We start from the raw sequence: 20,057 nt of genomic DNA, 5'->3' as shown, positions 1-20,057 counted from the left end.
AGTACATGAGCTAATATAGCTATGATACTTTCACAAAAAGCGGAGGTACTGTGATGGAAAACAGTAATGTAAAAGAGAATTTGGAAGTCCTATTCGAGAAATTCAGAAATATGATCAAAGTGGAAACTGTAGTAGGCGAAGCTGTGCAAATCGGCGATACTACGCTCGTTCCATTCGTTGATGTAACATTTGGTTTCGGTACTGGTACAAACCACAACACTTCAAACAAAAACCACGAATGTGGCGGCGGTGGCGGCGGTGCCAAAATGGAACCAAGTGCTATCCTCGTTATTAAAGGGGACCGCATTGAGTTGTTCAACATTAAAGGCAATCCTTACAGCAGCAGCTTCGATCGTCTCATCGGTTTGGTGCCTGACCTCGTGTCCAAATTGAAATCCGATAAATACATCTATATTAACGATGAACAATAATTTGTTACCGAATTATAAATAATTGGTGAAAGCCTTAATACCCACATGTGTGTTCTGAATATGTCCGTCATGACTGCCCTTAGGGCTTCAGAGCATACCTGTGGGTATTGTTTTAATTTCTATAGACATTCATAAGCATTTCATAGGGCTTTATTATGCTATTTAACAGAGTCTTGTGAAAGTTAGCGAGATTTGATATAGTAAAAATAGTACACTATTGGATTGTATAGTGACTTTTTAATCGAGGAGGATTTCAGATGAAATTATCTAAAAAATTGACTACCTTAGCTATCGTTGGTGCTATCTCTGCTACTGCTGCAGTAGCAAGTGCTGCTAACATTGGCTTAGTAAATATGAGCCAAGTAGTAAATAGCTACCCTGGCTATGGTGCATTAGATATGAAAATGCAACAAGTAGACGCTCAATACCGTCCACAAATTGAGAAAAAAGTACAAGAAATTGAAAAAATTCAAGATCAAACTCAAGCAGAAGCTGAATTCAATAAATCTGTAGCTCCATTGCTTCAAAAAGAAAACGAAGAAATCAACAAAATTGCTCAACCTATGATGCAAGCAATTCACAATGCAGTTGAAACTATTCGCGTTGAGAAAAAAATGGATGTAGTATTGGATGATCCATACACAATCCGTGCGGCTGACGCTAACAGCAAAATCGAAAACATTACTAACGAAGTAATTAGCCGTCTTAAAAAATAATAACGGCTAAAAAAACAATATGAAAAGGCCCTTGTCTGATTTCAGATAAGGGCCTTTTTGAATTAAAGGACTTTGATAGTAAGATAGAGAAATATATTAACAGAAGTAGTCTGTATAGAGATAACATATTGTAAGCATTATATAGGTGTTTTCTTTAAAATAGATTAGCTTATTTCAACTAAGGAGTGAGATCTAATGAAAGATTTTAAAGTATTAGCCACAGAGCGGTATTCAGTACGAAAATTTGATACGAAGCCCGTTGAGCAAGAGAAATTAGATATCTTGTTAGAGGTAGCGAAATTAGCACCTACGGCTCATAATTATCAGCCGCAACGCTTACTTGTTCTGAATACGACAGATAGTCTTAACAAACTAAAAGACTGCACTAATGGTCACTTCAATGCGCCGTTGGCGATAATTGTTTGTTATGATAATACAGTGAGTTGGAAACGGGAATACGATGATGCGGATATGGGCGTTGTAGACGCTAGTATTGTAGGTTCTCACCTCATGTTTACCGTGGCGGATATAGGTCTAGGAACAACGTGGATTGCTCATTTTGATCCCGGTAAAGTACGAGCAGCCTATGCTTTGCCTGATAACATCATACCTGTAGCGATATTCCCGATCGGTTATCCTCATCCTGATTGCGTACCTGCGCCAGGCCATACAAAACGGTCTGATGTAAGTGATCTAACAATATATAATTCCTTTTAAGCTCTACAAAATGTAAGCTCCATGAAAAAGGCGGTTAATCTCAACTGATTAACCGCCTTTTCTTATAGGGTTTATGTTTTAAACTAGTTTTTATTCAGGTTTGTGAATAAGATTTACTACGAATTCGCTGTCTTCAACAAGTGTTGCTTGGATGTAGTTGTCGCCGTTGAATTCTAATACTTGGCCTGGTACAAGTACGTGCTCTTCAGTTTCGTTAAGGAATACTTGTACTTTACCTTTAACTACTGTAAAAATTACGTTTGCTTCTGGGTGGTTGTGTTTTTCAACTTGTTCACCAGCTTTGCCGCCTTTTTTTACGATTACATAGTTAGGACCTTGGAATAATAAACCTAATTCTTGATTAACTGTGCCTGCCATAATAGACCTCCTAATTCTAGCTTTTTATGTTTTGAAAGCTGACGCTATTACTTAATTAAATGAACTTATGTAATTACCTTATGCTTACATTATAAATGATATTGCTTATCAATGCTGTGCCTATAGCTACAGTTTTGTAAAATATATAGAAAATTTCAGACATGAAAAAACGAACGTAAAATTTTACGTTCGTTTTTTTTCTCGTTTTCGTTCGTTTATAGTGTCTAAACAAACAAAATGTTATGTATTTATTATTTATTTTTTCTTAATTGTATATAAACGTGTGCCGTTTTCTTCAGTCGTTACAAGTTCAAAGGCTGGATCAATAGCTTTCACAAAAGCTTCGAACCATGTTTGGTAAGCTACAGCCATGAACTTAGGGTCAACGCCTGCTGTACGCCAGTAGCCGGCTTGTAATCTGTGATCGCCAACCCATGTGAATTCGTCAGGGCTTTCAGAAACAACTTGGTCACCACCATCGCAAGGCATGCCATTTACGTAGAAGTTTTGCAACGCATTGTAAATTGCTGGAGCAGTGTGTTCTTCAAGGTTGTCTTGCGCCACAACGCCACATGCTTGGCCTTGTACAGCGAACGCATCGAGAATAGCTGTTACTACGTTCACCGCTTCGTCGCCGGAGTTAGTGTCAAGTAAATCTCTGATGAAAGCTGCTTCGCGAACGGATGCGATGTTGATTTGGTTAGCCAACCAGCCATGGATATTGCCGTGGTCGATGATGTTTTCCAGAGGAATGCTCGGATTGATTGGTTCGCCGTATGTATCTACGGAGATAGAGTGTAATTCCTCTGCTAAATCATCAACAACCTTAGTTGTTTTTTCTAAAATCAAGTTTTCACGCTCAACGAGCAATTGAATTTTACGATATAACCAGTAATGGATGTGACCTAAGAATGCGGACATATTAAGCTCCTTTTCGTGCTGTTTCTAATTTTTGAACTAAATCGTATACATTAACACCGTGAATTTCTGCAGCTTGCCATAATGGTTCAGCTGTAGAAGATGGACAACCAAGGCAACCCATGCCGATGCTTTGTAATACAGGTACAACATTTGGATATGTATCTACGATATCGCGAATGATTGTATCTGGAGTAATAGGAGAACCTACTTCGAGGCGAGGTGCTTCGACTTCAGGATCGTTACCTTGACCAGGCAAGAACACAGCTGGTTCGTCAGATTTGCTTTCAGCTGGAGCACCTTCAAGGTCGCCTAATACAGCTGCTTTGAAAGCCTCTAAACCAATGCGGTCAATGAATTCGCCCATGCGCTCGATTTGTGCATTTTCTTTATAGTATGCAATGATACGATCTACTAATGCAAGAGCTTCTTTTTCAGTTGTTACTTCAGCGATGAGGTCGCCAATGCGTGGATGAGCACCGCCGCTACCGCCAGCGTAAACATTCCAGCCCTCTACAGTACCGATAATACCAACATCTTTCATGCGGCTTTCAGTACAAGAGTTAAGACAACCGGACACGCCGATTTTCATTTTGCTTGGCATTTCTTGAGACAAATATTTGCGCTCAATTTGCATGCCAAGATGTACGCTATCTTGTTTAGCACGTTTACAGAATGTAGTACCTGGGCAGATTTTTACGCTGCGCACGCGATTAGATACAGTGTACGCTGGCTCCATGCCGAGCATTTCCCAAGCTTTATCTACGTCTTCTGCTTTCAAATTCGTAATCATAATGCGTTGGCTGCCAGTCAATTTAAGAACGGCGCCGAACTCATTAGCTACGTCGATATATTTTTGTAATTGTTCAGGTTGAATGAAACCTGCAGGAACGCGAGGTGTAATTGCATAACGGCGTTGACCGTTTTTAATGCGTTGTAAATTTGCTGCAATTTGTGCCATATTAAATCCTTTCTCGAGCCCTCTCTGCGGAGAATTGTGGCTAAAACTACTTAGTTAATCTATATAATTCTTTATATATAATTTATACACGCCATTGGGTTTTGTGAAAGCTTCGCACATATACGAACAGCGTGATGAGATCAACTAGGCGATGCCTCATCAAAACCCGGCGTAACGATCAGTATGGGTATTAAATACTGACCCGATGCTCCTAGTATAAACTATTTTAACACGTAATAATGTAACCTAAGCTACAAAAATGAAAGTTTTTAATATTAATTATTAATAGTATATATGATTTATGATACTAGATACTATAAAGTAATTTACCTGATTGGTAAATTATATATTTACATTTATAGTTAAGAGAGTATAATAGAATTAACCTACTAGGTAAATTATTATAAATGGCCATTTATATTGTATCAACCATTCACTATGATTTGAGAGATTGTAGATTAGCATTAGTATAGGAGCTATACATATGAAGATATATGAGAGTAACACCTTTATAGCGATACCACCAGGTATGACTATAAAAGAGGTTTTAGAAGATAGGCATATGACGCAAAAAGAATTAGCTACACGAATGGATATGAGTGAAAAACACATTAGTAAGCTTATTAATGGAGAGGTGCCACTAACTCAAGATGTGGCAATGCGTCTTGAACGGGTATTTGGTGTAGAGGCAAGTTTTTGGAATGGATTAGAAGCTAATTACAGAGAAAAGATATTAAAAGTAGAGTATGAGAATTCTATTGATGAAGAAATCAACTTTGCTAAACCTTTTGGTTATGCCAAACTCGCACGTTTAGGCATCGTGCCAGAAACAAAAAAGGTAGCTGAGCAGGTTAATAATCTACAAAAGTTTTTTGAGGTAGCTTCTTTAAAAAATGTAGCTAATGACATGGTTATGCCCTTAGTATATGAAAATATTAAGGATATGGAGCCTGATAAAAAGAGTGCAATTTATACATTGGTACAAATCACGAAAGGAAGGGCTCGTTTTGTAGAGGTCAATCCTTACGATGCGGAGTTACTAAGAACATTTATACCAAAAATTAAGGACCTTTCTAGTGAACCTTTAATTGGTGTGAAAGAGCCTTTGAAGGACATGTTAGCAGCATGTGGTGTGATTATTGTGTATTTGCCAATTATTGATAACATAACCTCAACATGTATTACCTATTCCAAAGGAAACTCCATTGTTCTTGGTATACCAACGGAAGATTCTGATGATTTTTGGAATTTATTAGACCAGGCTTTACATAATTTGGTAGAACGAGACTTTCCACACAGTAATCGGAAATATCGCAACAATGATCCTGTAACTGTGGTGAATTATTAATTCAGATTTTGTAAATATGTAAGGTGTTACTTCTTAGGCTTTTCTTAGGGTATTCATCATGCAATTTGTAAGGACTTTCAAAGTGCAATCCGTAGGACTCTCATCCTATAACAAAATAGCGTATAATAGACATATAGAATATTATTGATATAGGAGATATAATGAAGGTCCTTTACGATACAATTTTAAAAGCAACATATACTGGTCGCCCGAACCGTTTTGTGGTGACTTTAGATTTAAATGGTGAAAGTGTGCTCGCTCATTTGCCAAATCCTGGTCGCATGTGGGAGCTTTTGTTTACGGGTGTAACGATGTATATCGTGCCTCATGATAAGCCTGATGCGAAGACAAAATACCGTGTTGTAGGTATCGAGCGCGATGGCATTGTGATTATGCTTGACACTAACTACAGCAATGATGTAGCGCAGCATTTGATCGAAAATAAACTCATACCAGGTTGGGAAGAGTGGCGCGTTGTACGACGAGAATATACGGTTAAACTACATGGCACATCATCACGTTTTGACTTGCTCCTCACCAATGATAAAGGTGATGAGTTTCTGTTAGAGGTTAAGTCTTGTACGCTATTCTCTAAGACCGGTGCTATGTTCCCTGATGCTATTACAGAACGAGGGCGCAAGCATTTATTACATTTGAAAGAACTACAAAACGAAGGCTACCACACAGGGGTTCTATTTCTCGTACAATGGGATAGAGCGCAGTGGTTCTTGCCGGACTACCATACGGATTTAGAATTTGCTTGTACTTTTAAAGAGGTAGCTCCATCTCTAGATTGGAAAGCCGTTGCTGTGACCTGGGATGAGACTTTTACCATGCCCACTGTAACTCATGAATGCTCCTATCCGAGTAGCATTCTCGACACAGAGGCTCACGATAGTGGCGTGTACGTGATGGTCATGAATCTCGACCATGATCTTGATCTTGAGATCGGCTCTAAAGGGATGATGCATTTCAAGGCGGGCTACTATATGTACGTAGGCTCTGCGAAGGCGAATTTAACGAAACGCATTGAGCGCCATAAGCGAAAACGGAAGAAAATGCACTGGCATCTAGACTACTTCCGCGGTCACTGTGAAATGATTGGAGGCCTGCCAATTCGTACTAGCTGGGCTGATGCGGAATGTGCTCTCGCTGATGCGGTCCGTGGCGTTGCCGAATGGGATGTGCCTAAATTTGGATCCTCCGACTGTGACTGTAACAGCCACCTATTTGGGATGACGGAAAATCCGATACACAATCAATCCTTTATGAATGTGGTGGAGGATTATCGCATGAATATGTTGGATGCGCTAGTTAAGTGATTGTTGTTAATGGTAAATAACCGAAAGTAGTATGGATGGGGCAGGGCCCCTAATTGGGAAAAGGCAGTGAAGTAGAGTATCAACAATCAGCTGATTTTATCAATAATTCTGGCTACATATCTGATAGAATTATTTGATACACATGGAATATTTGGAGAGAGGTGTGATTGTGTATGTCTTTGTTTGTTAGATGTGTGTTGTTGGTTGTCGTTGGTATTTGTAGTGTTGTGTTGAGTGGTTGTTCTTTTATATGGACGACAGCGAATGGTGATCCGGCCACGCCAGAGGATATCAAGGCTAGTGTGGAAAAGGAGTTCAGCGTTGTTCATCCGAGCCTAGTTCTTCAATCTGCGGTGGTGGAGAAGGAGAAGCCTTTCCAGCGCAATGTGTATGTTTTTTATGATGAAAGCAATGGTTTTTCTTTTTCCATAAATTCTGTGGTGCATAGTCCAACTTTGCCTGCACCTGGTGGTGAGAGAGATAATAATGCTGATTTTGCTTATTCTCAGGCGTATCTAGTTCATTTGAATTCTTCTTTGGTGGAGAGTGCTAAGCGGTATGGCATGCGAATGGCGACTCACGAGGAGGCGTTGGAGTTAGCTAAATCTAAAGCGACACGCGTTGCTGGCACTAATAAGATACCTTTATTTACATACGATGAGATTGTTTTTGTCGATAAGGCTGTAAAGGGTGAGGATGTTCTAACCTTTATGAAGTCCATATATAGCCAATATAAACCGCAAGATAATCCAGTACTGTTGCCTACTGAAAGAAGCATAGGCTTTTACTATTTGCCAAAAGGAGAAGAGGATAAAACAAAAGCGAAGTATTTGATCTCATTTAGATTTAAGGCAAAGAATGATTGGAAAGAAACTATGCTAACTGGAATTGGTAGCACCGGTGCAGACACTTCGGCTGTGGAACGAGACTTTGTTAATATTTTAGACCATATGATACATCAGTCTATTTGATATTAATTAATAAAATGATAAAATTATTATTTTAGGATTATATTCCTAAAATATGACGTGGTTAAACAGTATAGGGAATACAATCCTAAAATTTTATATAGTTGAAGTAAATAGGGATTATAATCCTAAAATATGATATAATTTAAAGAAATAAGGATTGCAATCCCTGTTTCATTTAAAAGTATGATGGGTTAGGATTACTATCCTAATTTATGTTTCTACTTGTTGCAATAATAGTGAATATTGTTGAGATAAGGAGGTTATAATGCCTTTAATTCAACGCGAGCAATCTTTAGAGTTTTTAAGGCGTCATAAAGATCAAGATGTAATCAAAGTCGTTTCAGGTGTGCGTCGATGCGGCAAATCTACATTATTTGAGTTGTTTAAACAAGAATTATTAGCTAGTGGTGTGAAAGCCAATCAAATCATTTCTATTAATTTTGAAGATTTAGAGTTTGAACCGCTACAGGAGTATCATGCCCTCCATGAGTATATAGTAGAACGATTGATTTCAGAGACTCCCATGTATGTGTTTTTAGATGAAGTGCAGCATGTACCACAATTTGAGAAGGTCGTAGGGAGTTTATTTATCAAACCTAATGTGGATATTTATATTACAGGTTCAAATGCATATTTTATGTCTTCTGACATTGCTACATTGTTAACTGGAAGATATGTACAAATAGAGATGTTACCTCTTTCTTTTAAAGAATTTCATAGTGTATATAGTCAGCAAAACTTGTTAGATATGGATATATACAATTTGTATATCGAGCATAGTTCCTTCCCTAGGCTTGTACATGTTGAAGATGATGAAAGTATTGATGAATATTTAGAAAGTATTCTTAATACAGTTGTTCTGAAAGATATTGTGACGAGATTAAAAATTACAGATGTGCCTTTATTATTGGATATTATTAAATATTTATTAGCTAATATAGGGAGTTTGATTAATCCAACGAAAATTGCGAATACGCTCACTAGTTATGGTCGCAAAACGGATAATAAGACGGTTGAGAAATATTTACAAGGTCTCAAAGATGGTCTTTTAATCTATGAAGTTGACCGATTTGATGTAAAGGGAAAAGCGTTATTGCAGCGAAATGCTAAATATTATGTTGTAGATAGTGCATTCCGTAAGTTTTTATTAAGCCGTACAGATTCGGATCGCGGTCATATACTCGAGAATATTGTATATTTGGAATTAATTAGACGTGGTTACCGTGTTTATGTAGGGCATCTACAAAATGGTGAAATAGATTTTGTAGCTAAAAAGCCACATCGTTTAGAATATTATCAAGTAAGCTATACCGTAATGCAGGATACTGCGTTACGACGTGAATTATCACCATTAGAGCAACTTGATGATAACTATCCTAAATATTTACTTACAATGGATGTGTTACATAAAACAGATAATCATAATGGTATAGAGCAAAAGAATGTTTTAGATTGGCTACTAGAGTAGGTAAAGTAGCTTTCACAAAAATGCCTATAATATTAGCGTTTAGCCCTTAAAAATGCTATAATTATATGATAATTCTATTATAGTGTTAGTAAAATGAGGTGAGATTGTGGCAGACCAACAATGGTCCCACGGGAATATTCATCCCGTTCAGATTGATAAAGAAATGAAGAACGCTTATATCGATTATGCGATGTCCGTAATCGTAATGCGTGCTCTTCCAGATGTGCGTGACGGCTTGAAACCAGTACATCGTCGTATTTTGTACGCGATGCACGAAACAGGCATGACGCCAAATAAACCGTACAAGAAATCCGCTCGTATCGTCGGTGACGTACTCGGTAAGTATCATCCACATGGTGATAGCTCCGTTTACGATGCGACTGTACGTTTGGCGCAAGATTTCAATACGCGCTACCTCTTGGTAGACGGCCACGGTAACTTTGGTTCCATCGATGGCGATAGTGCCGCTGCGATGCGTTATACCGAAGTACGTATGGCGAAAATTACGCAAGAAATGCTCGCTGATATCGACAAGGAAACTGTTGATTTCATGCCGAACTATGATGAAAGCTTGCAAGAACCAACAGTATTGCCAGCGAAGATTCCAAATCTTCTCATCAATGGTTCCAGCGGTATCGCCGTAGGGATGGCGACAAATATTCCACCGCACAACCTTAACGAAGTATGTAATGGACTTACCATGCTCATCGATAACCCAGAGGTAACTGTGGACGAATTGATGACACAAATCAAAGGTCCAGACTTCCCAACTGGGGCGCTCATTTTGGGCAGGGAAGGCATCAAAAAAGCGTACTCCACAGGTCGTGGTAGCGTAAAAATGCGCGCTCGTGCAACCATTGAAGAAATGGCGAAGGGCAAGCATAAAATCGTAGTGACTGAGATCCCATACCAAGTTAACAAGGCTCGCGTTATCGAAACGATTGCGAACTTGAGCCGCGACAAGGTTATTGATGGCATCACAGCACTTCGCGATGAATCTGACCGTCAAGGTATGCGCATCGTTATCGAATTGCGCGCTGATGTGCAACCAGATATCGTTCTTAACAAATTATATAAACACACTCAACTTCAAGAATCTTTCGGCGTGATCATGTTGGCCCTCGTAGATGGTCATCCTCGCGTATTGAATTTGAAAGAAGTATTGGGTTACTACTTAGATCACCGTCTCGAAGTAATCATACGCCGCACTCAATTCGAGCTTAACAAAGCTGAAGCGCGTGCTCACATCTTGGAAGGCTTGTTGATCGCCCTCGACCACATCGATGAAGTTATCGCTACGATCCGCAGCTCTCAAACTGACGAAATCGCACGTAACGCATTGATGCAAAAATTCGGGCTTTCAGAAAAACAAGCGGTAGCCATCCTCGACATGCGTTTACGCCGTTTAACAGGTTTGGAACGCGAGAAAATCGAAGACGAATACAAGGAATTGTTGGCATTGATCGAAGATTTGAAAGCTATCTTGGCTAGCGAAGCGCGTCAACGTCAAATCATCAAAGAAGAACTAGAAGATATGAAGAAGAAATACGGCGACCCTCGTCGTTCTGAAATCACTATCGATACGTCCGACCTTGATGTAGAAGACCTCATCGCTGACGAAGAGATGGTTATTACCTTGACTAAACAAGGTTACATCAAACGGATGAACGCGAACGTATATCGCAACCAACATAAAGGTGGCGCTGGCGTTATCGGCATGAAGACGAAGGAAGACGATTATGTAACGCAAATTATGCATGTTCGCACCCATAATACATTGTTATTCTTCACGTCCGCTGGCCGTGCATATCGCCTCAAAGCATACGAAGTGCCAGAAGCAGGTTCCCGTAATTCTCGCGGTACCGCTATGGTTAACGTGTTGCCACTCGCTGTCGGCGAATCCGTTACAACTATGATCGACCTTGAACGTATCCATGAAGATGTAAACTTATTCATGGTTACTGAGTTCGGCGTTGTAAAACGTACAGCTATCGAAGAATACCGCAACATCCGTCGTTCTGGTCTCAATGCCATCAACCTCGACGAAGGGGATCACTTGATTTCTGTCAACGTAACGACTGGCAACCAAGACATCTTGCTGGGTACTAAATTGGGTATTGCTATTCGCTTCAACGAAAACGATGTTCGTCTCATGAAACGTGCGGCTCACGGCGTGCGCGGCATTAAACTCAATGCGGGCGACGTGGTTGTAGGTGCGGGTGTTCTTAATGCTGATGAAAGTGAAGCACAAGTGTTTACTATCTCCGAAGAAGGTTTCGGTAAACGCAATGATGCGGAAGCTTACACATTGCAAAAACGCGGTGGTAAAGGCTCTAAGAACTTCAAGATTACGAACAAAACTGGCGACGTAGTATCCGTAGAGGTTGTTCATAACGATGACGAAGTTATGCTTATCTCTGAACAAGGTAAGATTATTCGCTTCAACATGAACGATATTGCTGTTAAAAAAGGCAAAGCTATTTCTGGTGTGAAAACACAAAACCTTGACGAAGGTGATAAAGTAGCTAGCATTGCTGTTATTCCAGGTTCTGAAATCGAAGAAGACGCAACTGAAGAATAATATATGTAATATCATTAAGTAAGATACAAATATGTAAGAAACTATGGGCGGCCATCTTAGATGGTCGTCTCTAGCGTTAAGGAGTTTTGAAATGAAAAAATGGTTAGCTGCAATGTTTGCAGCAGGGGTTTTCTTTGTAGGTGGCTTTGGCCAAGCCAGTGCCGCTGATTGGTACTATATCGATGCTGACGCTGACGATGCAGCATGGTTTATCGACAACTCTTCTGTATATAAAACAGATGATGCGGCTACAGTACTTGTTAAAATTAACAATGTAGAAGGCTTCACGTACATCTACACAGTACGTATCGATCGTAAAGAAAAAACATGGACTGAACTAGATACAACAGTATACAGTGCATCTGGCGTAGCGTTATTATCCAGCAAAGAAGCACAAAAACCTACGAAAATTGAAGAAGATACCATGGGCGCGGAAGTTATGCAGGCCCTATGGGGTAAATAATCCAACAATTTAATAGAAGCTGCTATTCGCTCTGTCTATTTAGATATTCAGAACGTATAAGTTGCCCCGAACTATCCTGAAAGCCTCCATAGTGAACTAAGTCGTTTTCAGAACAGTTCGGGGCTTTCTATTTTCTTAGTAATCTTACAGGGCGAATATCAGCCGTTAAAAACGTTGGATTATTTAAAGCCCATAGGCGCCTCGCTAGACGTTCCTAGGGAGTTCTATATCATTTATGCATTTTATAGAGTTTTTATTAGAATTATGCAATTATGGTGTTATAATGAAGTCATAGTGAATTTGTATTATGCGAAATGCATAGTTGTTTAGATTTTCTAATCAGGAGAGAACGGTTATGAAAAAATGGTTTGCATGTTTAGCGGTGGCAGGTTTGTTATTCAGTGCTGGTGTGGGCGTGTCTCATGCTGAAAGTTGGTATCCTCTTAATACGGATGCGGATGGTCGTACTGGTTATATCGATAACGATACAGTAGAGAAAGACGATGCACAGGCTAAGTTGAATTTGAAGATTGTTGACCCTAGCGGTGATCACTCTATCTATACGTTGCAATTCAATCGTGCTGCAAAAACAGCGAAATTGCTGGAGATGAAAGTATATAATCCAGCAGGCTATATGATCGGTGGCCAAACATACGACAATACAGACATACAAATACAAGAAGGAAGTAATCTAGATTACGTGTATCACTTGATTTGGTAAATTTCCTCTTCGGTTATGAACGGGTGAATATATCTCTACGTCCTCCAAAGCGAGCTAAGTCGTCCTACGAGATATATTCACCCGTTTTCTCATCTCCCTGATGAGGGAATTTATCCAAAACGGCGTTTTGGAAGAAAGTGACCTAAGTCGGTCTCAAAGAGATAGAATCCTTTCTGCACGTATGATTAAATTTACTCAAAACTGCGTAGGGGAATAAATTATTCCCTTATTTTATGGTATAATTTAAGGGAATAATTTTATTTGTAAGGGATTAGAACGGAATGGAGGTGTGTGTATGCGTCGTTTTGAGTATGGTCGGATTTGGTCTTTGTCGTGGGATATGGATATTTTGAGTCTTATCGCAGGGATTTATAGGGCTAATGGCAAGGAGGAGGTTTTGCTTTCTCAGAGTCCTGCGGTGTTGGAGTCTCTTGTAGAGTTGGCAAAGGTGCAGAGTACAGAGGCTTCAAACGCGATTGAAGGGATTGTGACGACGAGTACACGCCTTCGGCAGTTGGTGGCGGATAAGACGACGCCGCGAAATCGGGATGAGCAGGAGATTATGGGGTATCGCGATGCGTTGAATATCATCCATGATAGTTATGACTCCATATCTCTATCTCGAAATCATATTTTGCAGTTACATAAAATTCTCTATCAGTACCAGTTTAATGCTCGTGGAGGGCAGTTAAAGAGTGTGCAGAATTATATTAGTGCCACCTATCCAGATGGCCATACTGAAATCTTATTTACTCCATTGGCCCCATATGAAACGGCGGAGGCTTTAGATCAGATTTGCACGGAATATAATCGCGTTGTCGGCAATGGTGAGGTGGAGCCGCTATTGGCGATTCCTATATTTATTCATGATTTCTTGTGCATTCATCCCTTTAACGATGGTAATGGTCGCATGAGTCGATTGTTGACGACATTGTTGTTGTATCGTAGTGGTTTTATGGTTGGTAAATATGTGTCCTTAGAGGCTAAAATCGCCGCGAACAAGGATATGTATTATGCTGCTTTGCGCGAGTCTAGTGATGCCTGGTATGATGAAAGCTCTTGTCCTACAGCTTTCATTCGGTATTGGTTACAAATGTTATTAGCTGCGTATCATGACTTTGAGGACCGTAGTTCTTTACTGGTACATAGCGGTCCTGCCATGGAGCAGGTGCAAGCTGCCATCGACAATCATTTAGGAGCTTTCACAAAGCAAAACATTCGGGAATGGTGTCCAAATCTCAGCGATAGTTCTATCGAGGGCGCAGTTCGTACGCTTGTGAAGAATGGTATAATTAGTCGTAAGGGGGGCGGACGTTCTACCTATTATGTGAAGGTATAAAGGTTGAACACGTTTGTCTTTCATAAAATATTTAGTTTTATCGAATATACTAGATTTCATATTCTTGTATTTAAGTTTGAGAGGTAAAATATGAAAAAAACATTAGCAGCTGTTTTGGCAGCAGGCGCTTTATTGATTGGTGGCATCGGTAGTGTTGATGCTGCTAACTGGTACACTGTAGGTACTGACAGCAACGGTATCACTTGGTCTATCGACAATGATTCCGTTAAGAAAGATGATAAAAAAGCTGTAATGGACATTAAAGCTATGGACTACGAAGGTTACCACTACATCGTGACTGAAGAGTTCAACCATAAAAAACAAGAGGTAAAAGACCTTAAGGTTACTCTTTACGATCCACAAGGTTATGTTGTGAAAGAGGAACAACCTAGCAAAAACAGCCGTAAGGTTGAGCCAGGTACTCCTGCACAAGCAGTATTCCAACTTATCTGGGGCGGTAAATAATCAAATCCTATAGACGAGCACAGGGCTTAGCCGTAATACATTGTTAAATAGTAATGTCTCGTTTAGATTAATGATTATTGTGAAAGCTTCACACACGCACGTTCTCCTATGGAGGGCGTGCGTTTTTTGTCTAAAGTGGACAATAGTCTTGCTTGTTTATATTTTAATTATTAGCATGCTATCTATTAATTATTAGCATTTTATTTATTAATTATTTGTATAAGTCTATTGTGTATTACTCTTTTAATTCCTTTAAAATAGGTGAATTATTTGTCTATTCGTGATAAAATGTGATTTATATTACATTTTTTTAGAGATTTTGTATAAAAGTGTAACAATTATACATAGTATAAACTTTCACTATAGCGTATACTATAGATACGATGAAGAAGTATGGTTAGGGCGAAGTGCTCCGTAGTTTAGCATATTTCGTCCGAAAAGGTTTAGTAGTTATAGTTTGTTAGAGGAGGTCCTCATGTCTCAATATCAATTAATCGATAAACGTGTACCGATTGCACTCAACAATCCGTCAATTACTCATGATATTGATAAATGTAAAAATTGTACGTTATGCCGTCGCGCTTGTGCGGACGTAATGAGCGTACTTGATTACTACGATCTTGATGCAAATGGTGATGTTCCTGTATGTATTCACTGTGGTCAATGTGCGGCTGCATGTCCATTCGACTCCATGCATGCTCGTTCCGAGCTTGATAAGGTGAAAGCAGCTCTTGCAGATCCTGAAAAAATCGTTGTTATCCAAACAGCTCCAGCTGTTCGTGTAGCTATCGGTGAAGGCTTCGGCTATGAACCAGGTACGTTCCTTGAAGGTAAAATGGTTGGTGCATTGCGTGCACTTGGTGCAGACTATGTAGTAGACACTAACTTTGGTGCGGACTTAACAATTATGGAAGAAGCATCTGAGCTTGTAGATCGTCTTAACAAAGGTGGTCAAATTCCTCAGTTCACAAGCTGTTGCCCAGCGTGGGTACGCTTTGCGGAAATCTACTTCCCAGAATTGCTTCCTAACTTGTCTTCCACACGTTCTTGTATCGCTATGGAAGCGGCTATGATTAAAACATACTTTGCAGAGAAAAAAGGCATCGATCCTCGTAAGATTGTGTCTGTATCTGTAAATCCTTGTACTGCTAAAAAGGCAGAAACAAAACGGGAAGAAGAAAATGCGGCAGCTCGTTTCCACAACGACGATTCCATTGGCATGGATACAGATATTTCCATCACAACTCGTGAGTTTATCCGTTGGATCCAAGAGGAAAACCTCGACTTCAATGCTATTGAAGATTCCCAATTCGATGACTTGATCGGTATGGAAACTGGTGCATCCATCATCTTCGGTAACACTGGTGGTGTTATGGAAGCAGCTATGCGTACAGCTTACAAACTTGTGACTGGCAATGAGCCACCTCCACGCGCATTGACTCACCTTGAGGACGTTCGTGGTATGGAAGGTGTAAAAGAAGCGACTGTACAATTGGGTGATGATGTAACATTGTCCGTTGCTGTAGTTCACGGTGGTAAAAACGCTCGTGACTTCTTGAATGCTTTGAAAGAAAATGGCAAACACTATGACTTCATCGAAGTTATGGCTTGTCCTGGTGGCTGTATCGGTGGCGGCGGTCAACCGCGCACTAAATTGCCTCAAGCAGTTAAAACTAAAGAAGCTCGTATCGGTGGTCTTTACGAAGCTGATGCGAACTACAAATGGGTTGCTTCTTACGAAAACGAAGAAATCCAAGCGTTGTACAAAGATTTCTTAGGTGAACCATTGGGCCACAAAGCACATGAACTTTTGCATACACATTACACAGACCGCAGTGCGGTTCTTGGTACTCGCAAAGACGTAACACCTGAAACTTGTCCAACATCCCCTAAATTTAAAGGCTAAAACATCTAAGTTAAAACTCCTTATGATATTTTCTTCATAAGGAGTTTTTGGCTATAGATATGATATTATTTTAATTGAGAATACATGATTGGGAATACGAAGTTTTATTTAACGATTTTTTTGCTTTATTTAACAGTGATATTTCGAAATATTGATAGAAGCTTGATATTTTAGGATTTTTTGTATAAATTTATTTAATTTTATTTAACTATGATAACGGAGAAAAAAGTGTCTATAGATTTGAAAAGATTGATAAATGAGAATCATATATATGAAAGTGGAAATATTGAATATAAACGAGCGAGAAATGAGTTACCAAGAGATTTTTGGAAAACATATTCGGCATTTGCTAATACTACTGGTGGATATATTATATTAGGAATTACTGAAAATGATGAACAATGTTTTGAGGTAACTGGTGTTCTGGATTCAGATCATATATTAAATCAGCTATTTTCTATTGGTAATAATCCTAATAAAGTAAGTAAAAATATTTTATCAACAGAGGATATTGAGATTGATAATATTGATGGAAAAACTGTTATAATTATTCATATTCCAGAGATAAGTGTACAAGAAAAGCCTATATTTTTGAATAATGAGTTATCTCAGTCTTATATTCGTAAACATAGTGGAGACTATAAGATTAGTACTGATGAATTAGCAGCATTACTTCGTGATAGATCAGATCATTTAGATTATGAATTATTAGATAACTATACTATTGAAGATTTAGATATTGATAGTGTTGAAAGATATAAGTTTGAATTACATAAGAGAAATCCCGATATGGGATTTAATAAAATGGATAATGATTTGTTTTTACAACGAATAGGTGTATTAGTAGAGGATAGAAATGATAATCGAGTTATAAAAATGAGGTTAGGAGGGCTACTTTTCTTTGGAAAATATGAGGCTATAAAAAGTCGTCTTCCACATTATCACGTGGATTATTTTGATCGAAGAGGAGAAACCGAACGTTGGCGAGATAGAGTTGATGGAGGCAATTTTGAATTTCCTGATTTAAATTTATATAATTATTTTCTAATTGTATATGATAAACTATCTAATTCGATTGAAAGACCATTTGAATTAGATACTAATATGATAAGAAAGACACAGGTGGATATTAAAACTGCACTAAGAGAAGCTTTTGTTAATATGATTATTCATGCAGATTATTTAAATTCTAGATATAGCTTGATTGCAGAAGTCTATGATTTATACTATAGTTTTAAAAATCCTGGGACTATGAAAATATCTAAAAGTGAATTTTTTTTAGGATCTAATTCTCGACCAAGAAATACATTGCTAGTTAATTTATTTACTCGTTTAGGAGCAGCTGAACATGCTGGGAGTGGCAGTCAAAAGATTATAAAAGTTGTAAAAGAGCATCAATTTTCATTACCAGAAATAGATAGCAATTGTGAACAAACCAGTTTTAAATTATGGGTTGTTGAAGATATAGAACGATGTGATAATTTAACTGATAAAGAGAAGCTTATTTATAAATCTATATCTCAAGGTAGTATTGAGGGTCTTTCAAAGAGTGAGATTCAAGCTTTACATTCAGAGTTTTCTTTATCCCAATTAACTAGAGTTTTGGATAAGTTAGTTGATAAAAAACTTATAATTAAACAAGGCGGAAATAGAAATAGAACATATGCACGCTCATTTCAGCCGTTAGAAGCTATATCAAGATTTGAACATATATCAGAAGCTATAAAAAAACTTCTTTTAAAAGACATATAAAGTTAATATAAGCATAAATAAAATCCTATGAACCTTAGGTACGTAGGATTTTTATTTATATAGGATTCACCTATTCTCACTGTATAAGCTTATTATGAGAATTCAGTATAAGAACTTGCTTTTATCATGAGGAAAAGATGAATTATATAGTGTATAATATAGAATCATACTATTTGGATCAAAGGGAGAACTATGGGTGTGTGTGGCGAGAAATACATAGAGAGGCCCATAGCTATCATATTGCATAAGCAGTAAGGAGTTTCTAGGAGAGATGAACCAGTTTTTACGGCGTGCCCTGTGTGGCATAGCCTTGATAGTTGCTGTCGTTGGTACAACTGGATGCCAACATGAGAGTCAGGCAGAGCAAGAGGAGGTACGAACCGTATCGTACCGCGCCGTCATGGAATCAAACAAGCCCGTCCCTGAAAAGGTGAACACTTGGCTTGGAGCCATGTCACGAGAGGACAAGGTGGGACAGCTGATGATGATCAGCCTCCATGGCAACACATTGGGGCAATCCCAAAAGGATGTAATCCGCAAATATCGCGTGAGCGGCGTTATGCTAACCAATGAAAATATACATAATAAAAATCAAGTGAAAGCTTTCAACAACGATATCATGCAAACGGCGATGACTGCCAGCATGGTGACGCCGTACATCGCGGTGAATCGCGACAAAGTGTTGCGCACTAACGATAGTTTCTTGCGCTTGCCAGAACCTAATCGGTTAGGTCAATTGCCGATGGAGCGTATCATTAACTTGGCCACCCGATCGGCCATTGAAATGCACGATATGGGCTTTAACCTTGTGATTGGACCCAATGCGAACCTTGGTGTGCCAAATGTGTCCTACACATCTGACCCGACTTGGGCAGGCTATATGGACCTAGCCATGGCGGAGCGTTACCAAATCAATCAAATGTGGTTTGGTTATAACTACTTCCCAGCGGTGACCCTTGGGGACGCATCCTTTAACACCGCTGATGAGGCGAAAAACTACCTCAACAATAATGATGTAGCCGTTTTTAAACGACTCATCGCGCAGACGACAGCTAATACCTATATGCTCGTTATGAGCCATATTCAAATTCCAGCTATTGATAACCAGCACTTGGCGAGTGCGTCAAAACCAGTTATCCAAGACTGGCTTCGCAAGGACCTTGGCTATGACGGTATCGTCATGACGGACCGTATCGATGTGGGCGCTTTGCAGGCGAACCAAAAGATAGGGGATTACGCTGTAGCCTCCGTTGTGGCTGGTAGCGATCTCATCCTCATTGATGCGGACACAGTTCATATCGATGAAGTCCATCGAGCGTTAACACAGGCGGTGGCAAATGGAACGATAACGAATGAACGCCTTAACGAAGCGGTTAAACGTATTCTATCTATGAAAATGCAAGCACAAATTCAACAATAAAATGTAGCAATACAAAATTAGCTATACAAATCAGCTATATAAATCAGTTATACAAGTTGAGTAATCATTAAATATGAGTAAAATGCAAATGACGTGTCTTACCTTCTAGGAGACACGTCATTTTTTATATTTGTTGACTGTAAAATACAGATTATATACCGTACCCCGTATGCTCCTTCA

The 20,057-nt window shown here is 39.1% G+C and carries 18 protein-coding genes; 15 read left to right on the top strand and 3 right to left on the bottom strand.

What is annotated here, in order from left to right; genetic code table 11:
- Window positions 1–53 precede the first annotated feature (53 nt).
- From RYM16_RS02915 to RYM16_RS02905, 3 genes are all read left to right on the top strand, one after another.
- Window positions 54–431, top strand: a complete 378-nt coding sequence (locus tag RYM16_RS02915) for a GerW family sporulation protein (protein ID WP_265138157.1) — start codon at window positions 54–56, stop codon at window positions 429–431.
- A 257-nt stretch (window positions 432–688) separates the two neighbouring features.
- Window positions 689–1,147, top strand: coding sequence for an OmpH family outer membrane protein (locus tag RYM16_RS02910; RefSeq protein ID WP_314982194.1), 459 nt, complete (start codon window positions 689–691; stop codon window positions 1,145–1,147).
- 195 nt (window positions 1,148–1,342) lie between these two features.
- The gene (locus tag RYM16_RS02905; protein WP_314982192.1) at window positions 1,343–1,864 is read left to right on the top strand and encodes a nitroreductase family protein; all 522 of its coding nucleotides are present in this window, start codon (window positions 1,343–1,345) and stop codon (window positions 1,862–1,864) included.
- Between the two features lie 90 nt (window positions 1,865–1,954).
- Here the strand turns inward: RYM16_RS02905 and RYM16_RS02900 are convergent, their stop codons facing one another.
- From RYM16_RS02900 to RYM16_RS02890, 3 genes are all read right to left on the bottom strand, one after another.
- Window positions 1,955–2,242, bottom strand: coding sequence for a cupin domain-containing protein (locus tag RYM16_RS02900; protein WP_009351598.1), 288 nt, complete (start codon window positions 2,240–2,242; stop codon window positions 1,955–1,957).
- 255 nt (window positions 2,243–2,497) lie between these two features.
- A complete protein-coding gene (locus RYM16_RS02895) occupies window positions 2,498–3,163 on the bottom strand; it encodes a hypothetical protein (protein ID WP_054747429.1) in 666 nt (221 codons plus the stop codon).
- 1 nt (window position 3,164) lies between these two features.
- Complete coding sequence (locus RYM16_RS02890; RefSeq protein ID WP_314982190.1) at window positions 3,165–4,121, bottom strand: DUF1858 domain-containing protein; 957 nt, start codon at window positions 4,119–4,121, stop codon at window positions 3,165–3,167.
- Window positions 4,122–4,605: 484 nt separating this feature from the next.
- Between RYM16_RS02890 and RYM16_RS02885 the strand changes: the two genes are divergently transcribed.
- The 12 genes from RYM16_RS02885 (at window position 4,606) to RYM16_RS02830 (ending at window position 19,877) form a co-directional block, all read left to right on the top strand.
- The gene (locus RYM16_RS02885; protein WP_314982188.1) at window positions 4,606–5,469 is read left to right on the top strand and encodes a HigA family addiction module antitoxin; all 864 of its coding nucleotides are present in this window, start codon (window positions 4,606–4,608) and stop codon (window positions 5,467–5,469) included.
- A 161-nt stretch (window positions 5,470–5,630) separates the two neighbouring features.
- Window positions 5,631–6,791 (top strand): DNA/RNA nuclease SfsA, encoded by a 1,161-nt coding sequence (gene sfsA, locus RYM16_RS02880; RefSeq protein ID WP_314982186.1) that lies wholly within the window; start codon window positions 5,631–5,633, stop codon window positions 6,789–6,791.
- 173 nt (window positions 6,792–6,964) lie between these two features.
- Window positions 6,965–7,762 carry a hypothetical protein gene (locus tag RYM16_RS02875; protein ID WP_314982184.1) on the top strand — a complete coding sequence of 266 codons (798 nt, stop codon included), beginning with the start codon at window positions 6,965–6,967 and terminating at the stop codon, window positions 7,760–7,762.
- A 265-nt stretch (window positions 7,763–8,027) separates the two neighbouring features.
- Window positions 8,028–9,230 (top strand): ATP-binding protein, encoded by a 1,203-nt coding sequence (locus RYM16_RS02870; protein WP_314982182.1) that lies wholly within the window; start codon window positions 8,028–8,030, stop codon window positions 9,228–9,230.
- Window positions 9,231–9,336: 106 nt separating this feature from the next.
- The gene (gene gyrA / locus RYM16_RS02865; protein ID WP_314982180.1) at window positions 9,337–11,811 is read left to right on the top strand and encodes a DNA gyrase subunit A; all 2,475 of its coding nucleotides are present in this window, start codon (window positions 9,337–9,339) and stop codon (window positions 11,809–11,811) included.
- 91 nt (window positions 11,812–11,902) lie between these two features.
- Entirely contained in the window at window positions 11,903–12,274 is a 372-nt protein-coding gene (locus RYM16_RS02860; RefSeq protein ID WP_105098604.1) for a hypothetical protein, read from the top strand.
- A gap of 355 nt (window positions 12,275–12,629) precedes the next feature.
- Complete coding sequence (locus RYM16_RS02855; protein ID WP_314982178.1) at window positions 12,630–12,995, top strand: hypothetical protein; 366 nt, start codon at window positions 12,630–12,632, stop codon at window positions 12,993–12,995.
- A gap of 295 nt (window positions 12,996–13,290) precedes the next feature.
- Complete coding sequence (locus tag RYM16_RS02850) at window positions 13,291–14,334, top strand: Fic family protein (protein ID WP_314982177.1); 1,044 nt, start codon at window positions 13,291–13,293, stop codon at window positions 14,332–14,334.
- Between the two features lie 90 nt (window positions 14,335–14,424).
- Window positions 14,425–14,799 (top strand): hypothetical protein, encoded by a 375-nt coding sequence (locus RYM16_RS02845; protein ID WP_009351518.1) that lies wholly within the window; start codon window positions 14,425–14,427, stop codon window positions 14,797–14,799.
- A 475-nt stretch (window positions 14,800–15,274) separates the two neighbouring features.
- Window positions 15,275–16,705 (top strand): [FeFe] hydrogenase, group A, encoded by a 1,431-nt coding sequence (locus RYM16_RS02840; protein WP_314982175.1) that lies wholly within the window; start codon window positions 15,275–15,277, stop codon window positions 16,703–16,705.
- 228 nt (window positions 16,706–16,933) lie between these two features.
- Complete coding sequence (locus RYM16_RS02835) at window positions 16,934–18,457, top strand: RNA-binding domain-containing protein (protein WP_314982173.1); 1,524 nt, start codon at window positions 16,934–16,936, stop codon at window positions 18,455–18,457.
- Window positions 18,458–18,728: 271 nt separating this feature from the next.
- Window positions 18,729–19,877 carry a glycoside hydrolase family 3 N-terminal domain-containing protein gene (locus RYM16_RS02830; protein ID WP_314982171.1) on the top strand — a complete coding sequence of 383 codons (1,149 nt, stop codon included), beginning with the start codon at window positions 18,729–18,731 and terminating at the stop codon, window positions 19,875–19,877.
- Window positions 19,878–20,057 lie beyond the last annotated feature (180 nt).

This window comes from uncultured Veillonella sp., assembly GCF_963524655.1.
GTDB lineage: Bacteria > Bacillota > Negativicutes > Veillonellales > Veillonellaceae > Veillonella.
Note: the sequence above shows the minus strand (reverse complement) of the source record. Positions and strands in the feature narration are given on the sequence as shown.

What these genes read in the sequence shown, in the direction of transcription:
- RYM16_RS02915 (WP_265138157.1), top strand. Translation starts at nt 54, where the DNA reads ATGGAAAACAGTAATGTAAAAGAGAATTTGGAAGTCCTATTCGAGAAA.
- RYM16_RS02910 (WP_314982194.1), top strand. Translation starts at nt 689, where the DNA reads ATGAAATTATCTAAAAAATTGACTACCTTAGCTATCGTTGGTGCTATC.
- RYM16_RS02905 (WP_314982192.1), top strand. Translation starts at nt 1,343, where the DNA reads ATGAAAGATTTTAAAGTATTAGCCACAGAGCGGTATTCAGTACGAAAA.
- RYM16_RS02900 (WP_009351598.1), bottom strand. Translation starts at nt 2,242, where the DNA reads ATGGCAGGCACAGTTAATCAAGAATTAGGTTTATTATTCCAAGGTCCT.
- RYM16_RS02895 (WP_054747429.1), bottom strand. Translation starts at nt 3,163, where the DNA reads ATGTCCGCATTCTTAGGTCACATCCATTACTGGTTATATCGTAAAATT.
- RYM16_RS02890 (WP_314982190.1), bottom strand. Translation starts at nt 4,121, where the DNA reads ATGGCACAAATTGCAGCAAATTTACAACGCATTAAAAACGGTCAACGC.
- RYM16_RS02885 (WP_314982188.1), top strand. Translation starts at nt 4,606, where the DNA reads ATGAAGATATATGAGAGTAACACCTTTATAGCGATACCACCAGGTATG.
- sfsA (WP_314982186.1), top strand. Translation starts at nt 5,631, where the DNA reads ATGAAGGTCCTTTACGATACAATTTTAAAAGCAACATATACTGGTCGC.
- RYM16_RS02875 (WP_314982184.1), top strand. Translation starts at nt 6,965, where the DNA reads ATGTCTTTGTTTGTTAGATGTGTGTTGTTGGTTGTCGTTGGTATTTGT.
- RYM16_RS02870 (WP_314982182.1), top strand. Translation starts at nt 8,028, where the DNA reads ATGCCTTTAATTCAACGCGAGCAATCTTTAGAGTTTTTAAGGCGTCAT.
- RYM16_RS02860 (WP_105098604.1), top strand. Translation starts at nt 11,903, where the DNA reads ATGAAAAAATGGTTAGCTGCAATGTTTGCAGCAGGGGTTTTCTTTGTA.
- RYM16_RS02855 (WP_314982178.1), top strand. Translation starts at nt 12,630, where the DNA reads ATGAAAAAATGGTTTGCATGTTTAGCGGTGGCAGGTTTGTTATTCAGT.
- RYM16_RS02850 (WP_314982177.1), top strand. Translation starts at nt 13,291, where the DNA reads ATGCGTCGTTTTGAGTATGGTCGGATTTGGTCTTTGTCGTGGGATATG.
- RYM16_RS02845 (WP_009351518.1), top strand. Translation starts at nt 14,425, where the DNA reads ATGAAAAAAACATTAGCAGCTGTTTTGGCAGCAGGCGCTTTATTGATT.
- RYM16_RS02840 (WP_314982175.1), top strand. Translation starts at nt 15,275, where the DNA reads ATGTCTCAATATCAATTAATCGATAAACGTGTACCGATTGCACTCAAC.
- RYM16_RS02830 (WP_314982171.1), top strand. Translation starts at nt 18,729, where the DNA reads ATGAACCAGTTTTTACGGCGTGCCCTGTGTGGCATAGCCTTGATAGTT.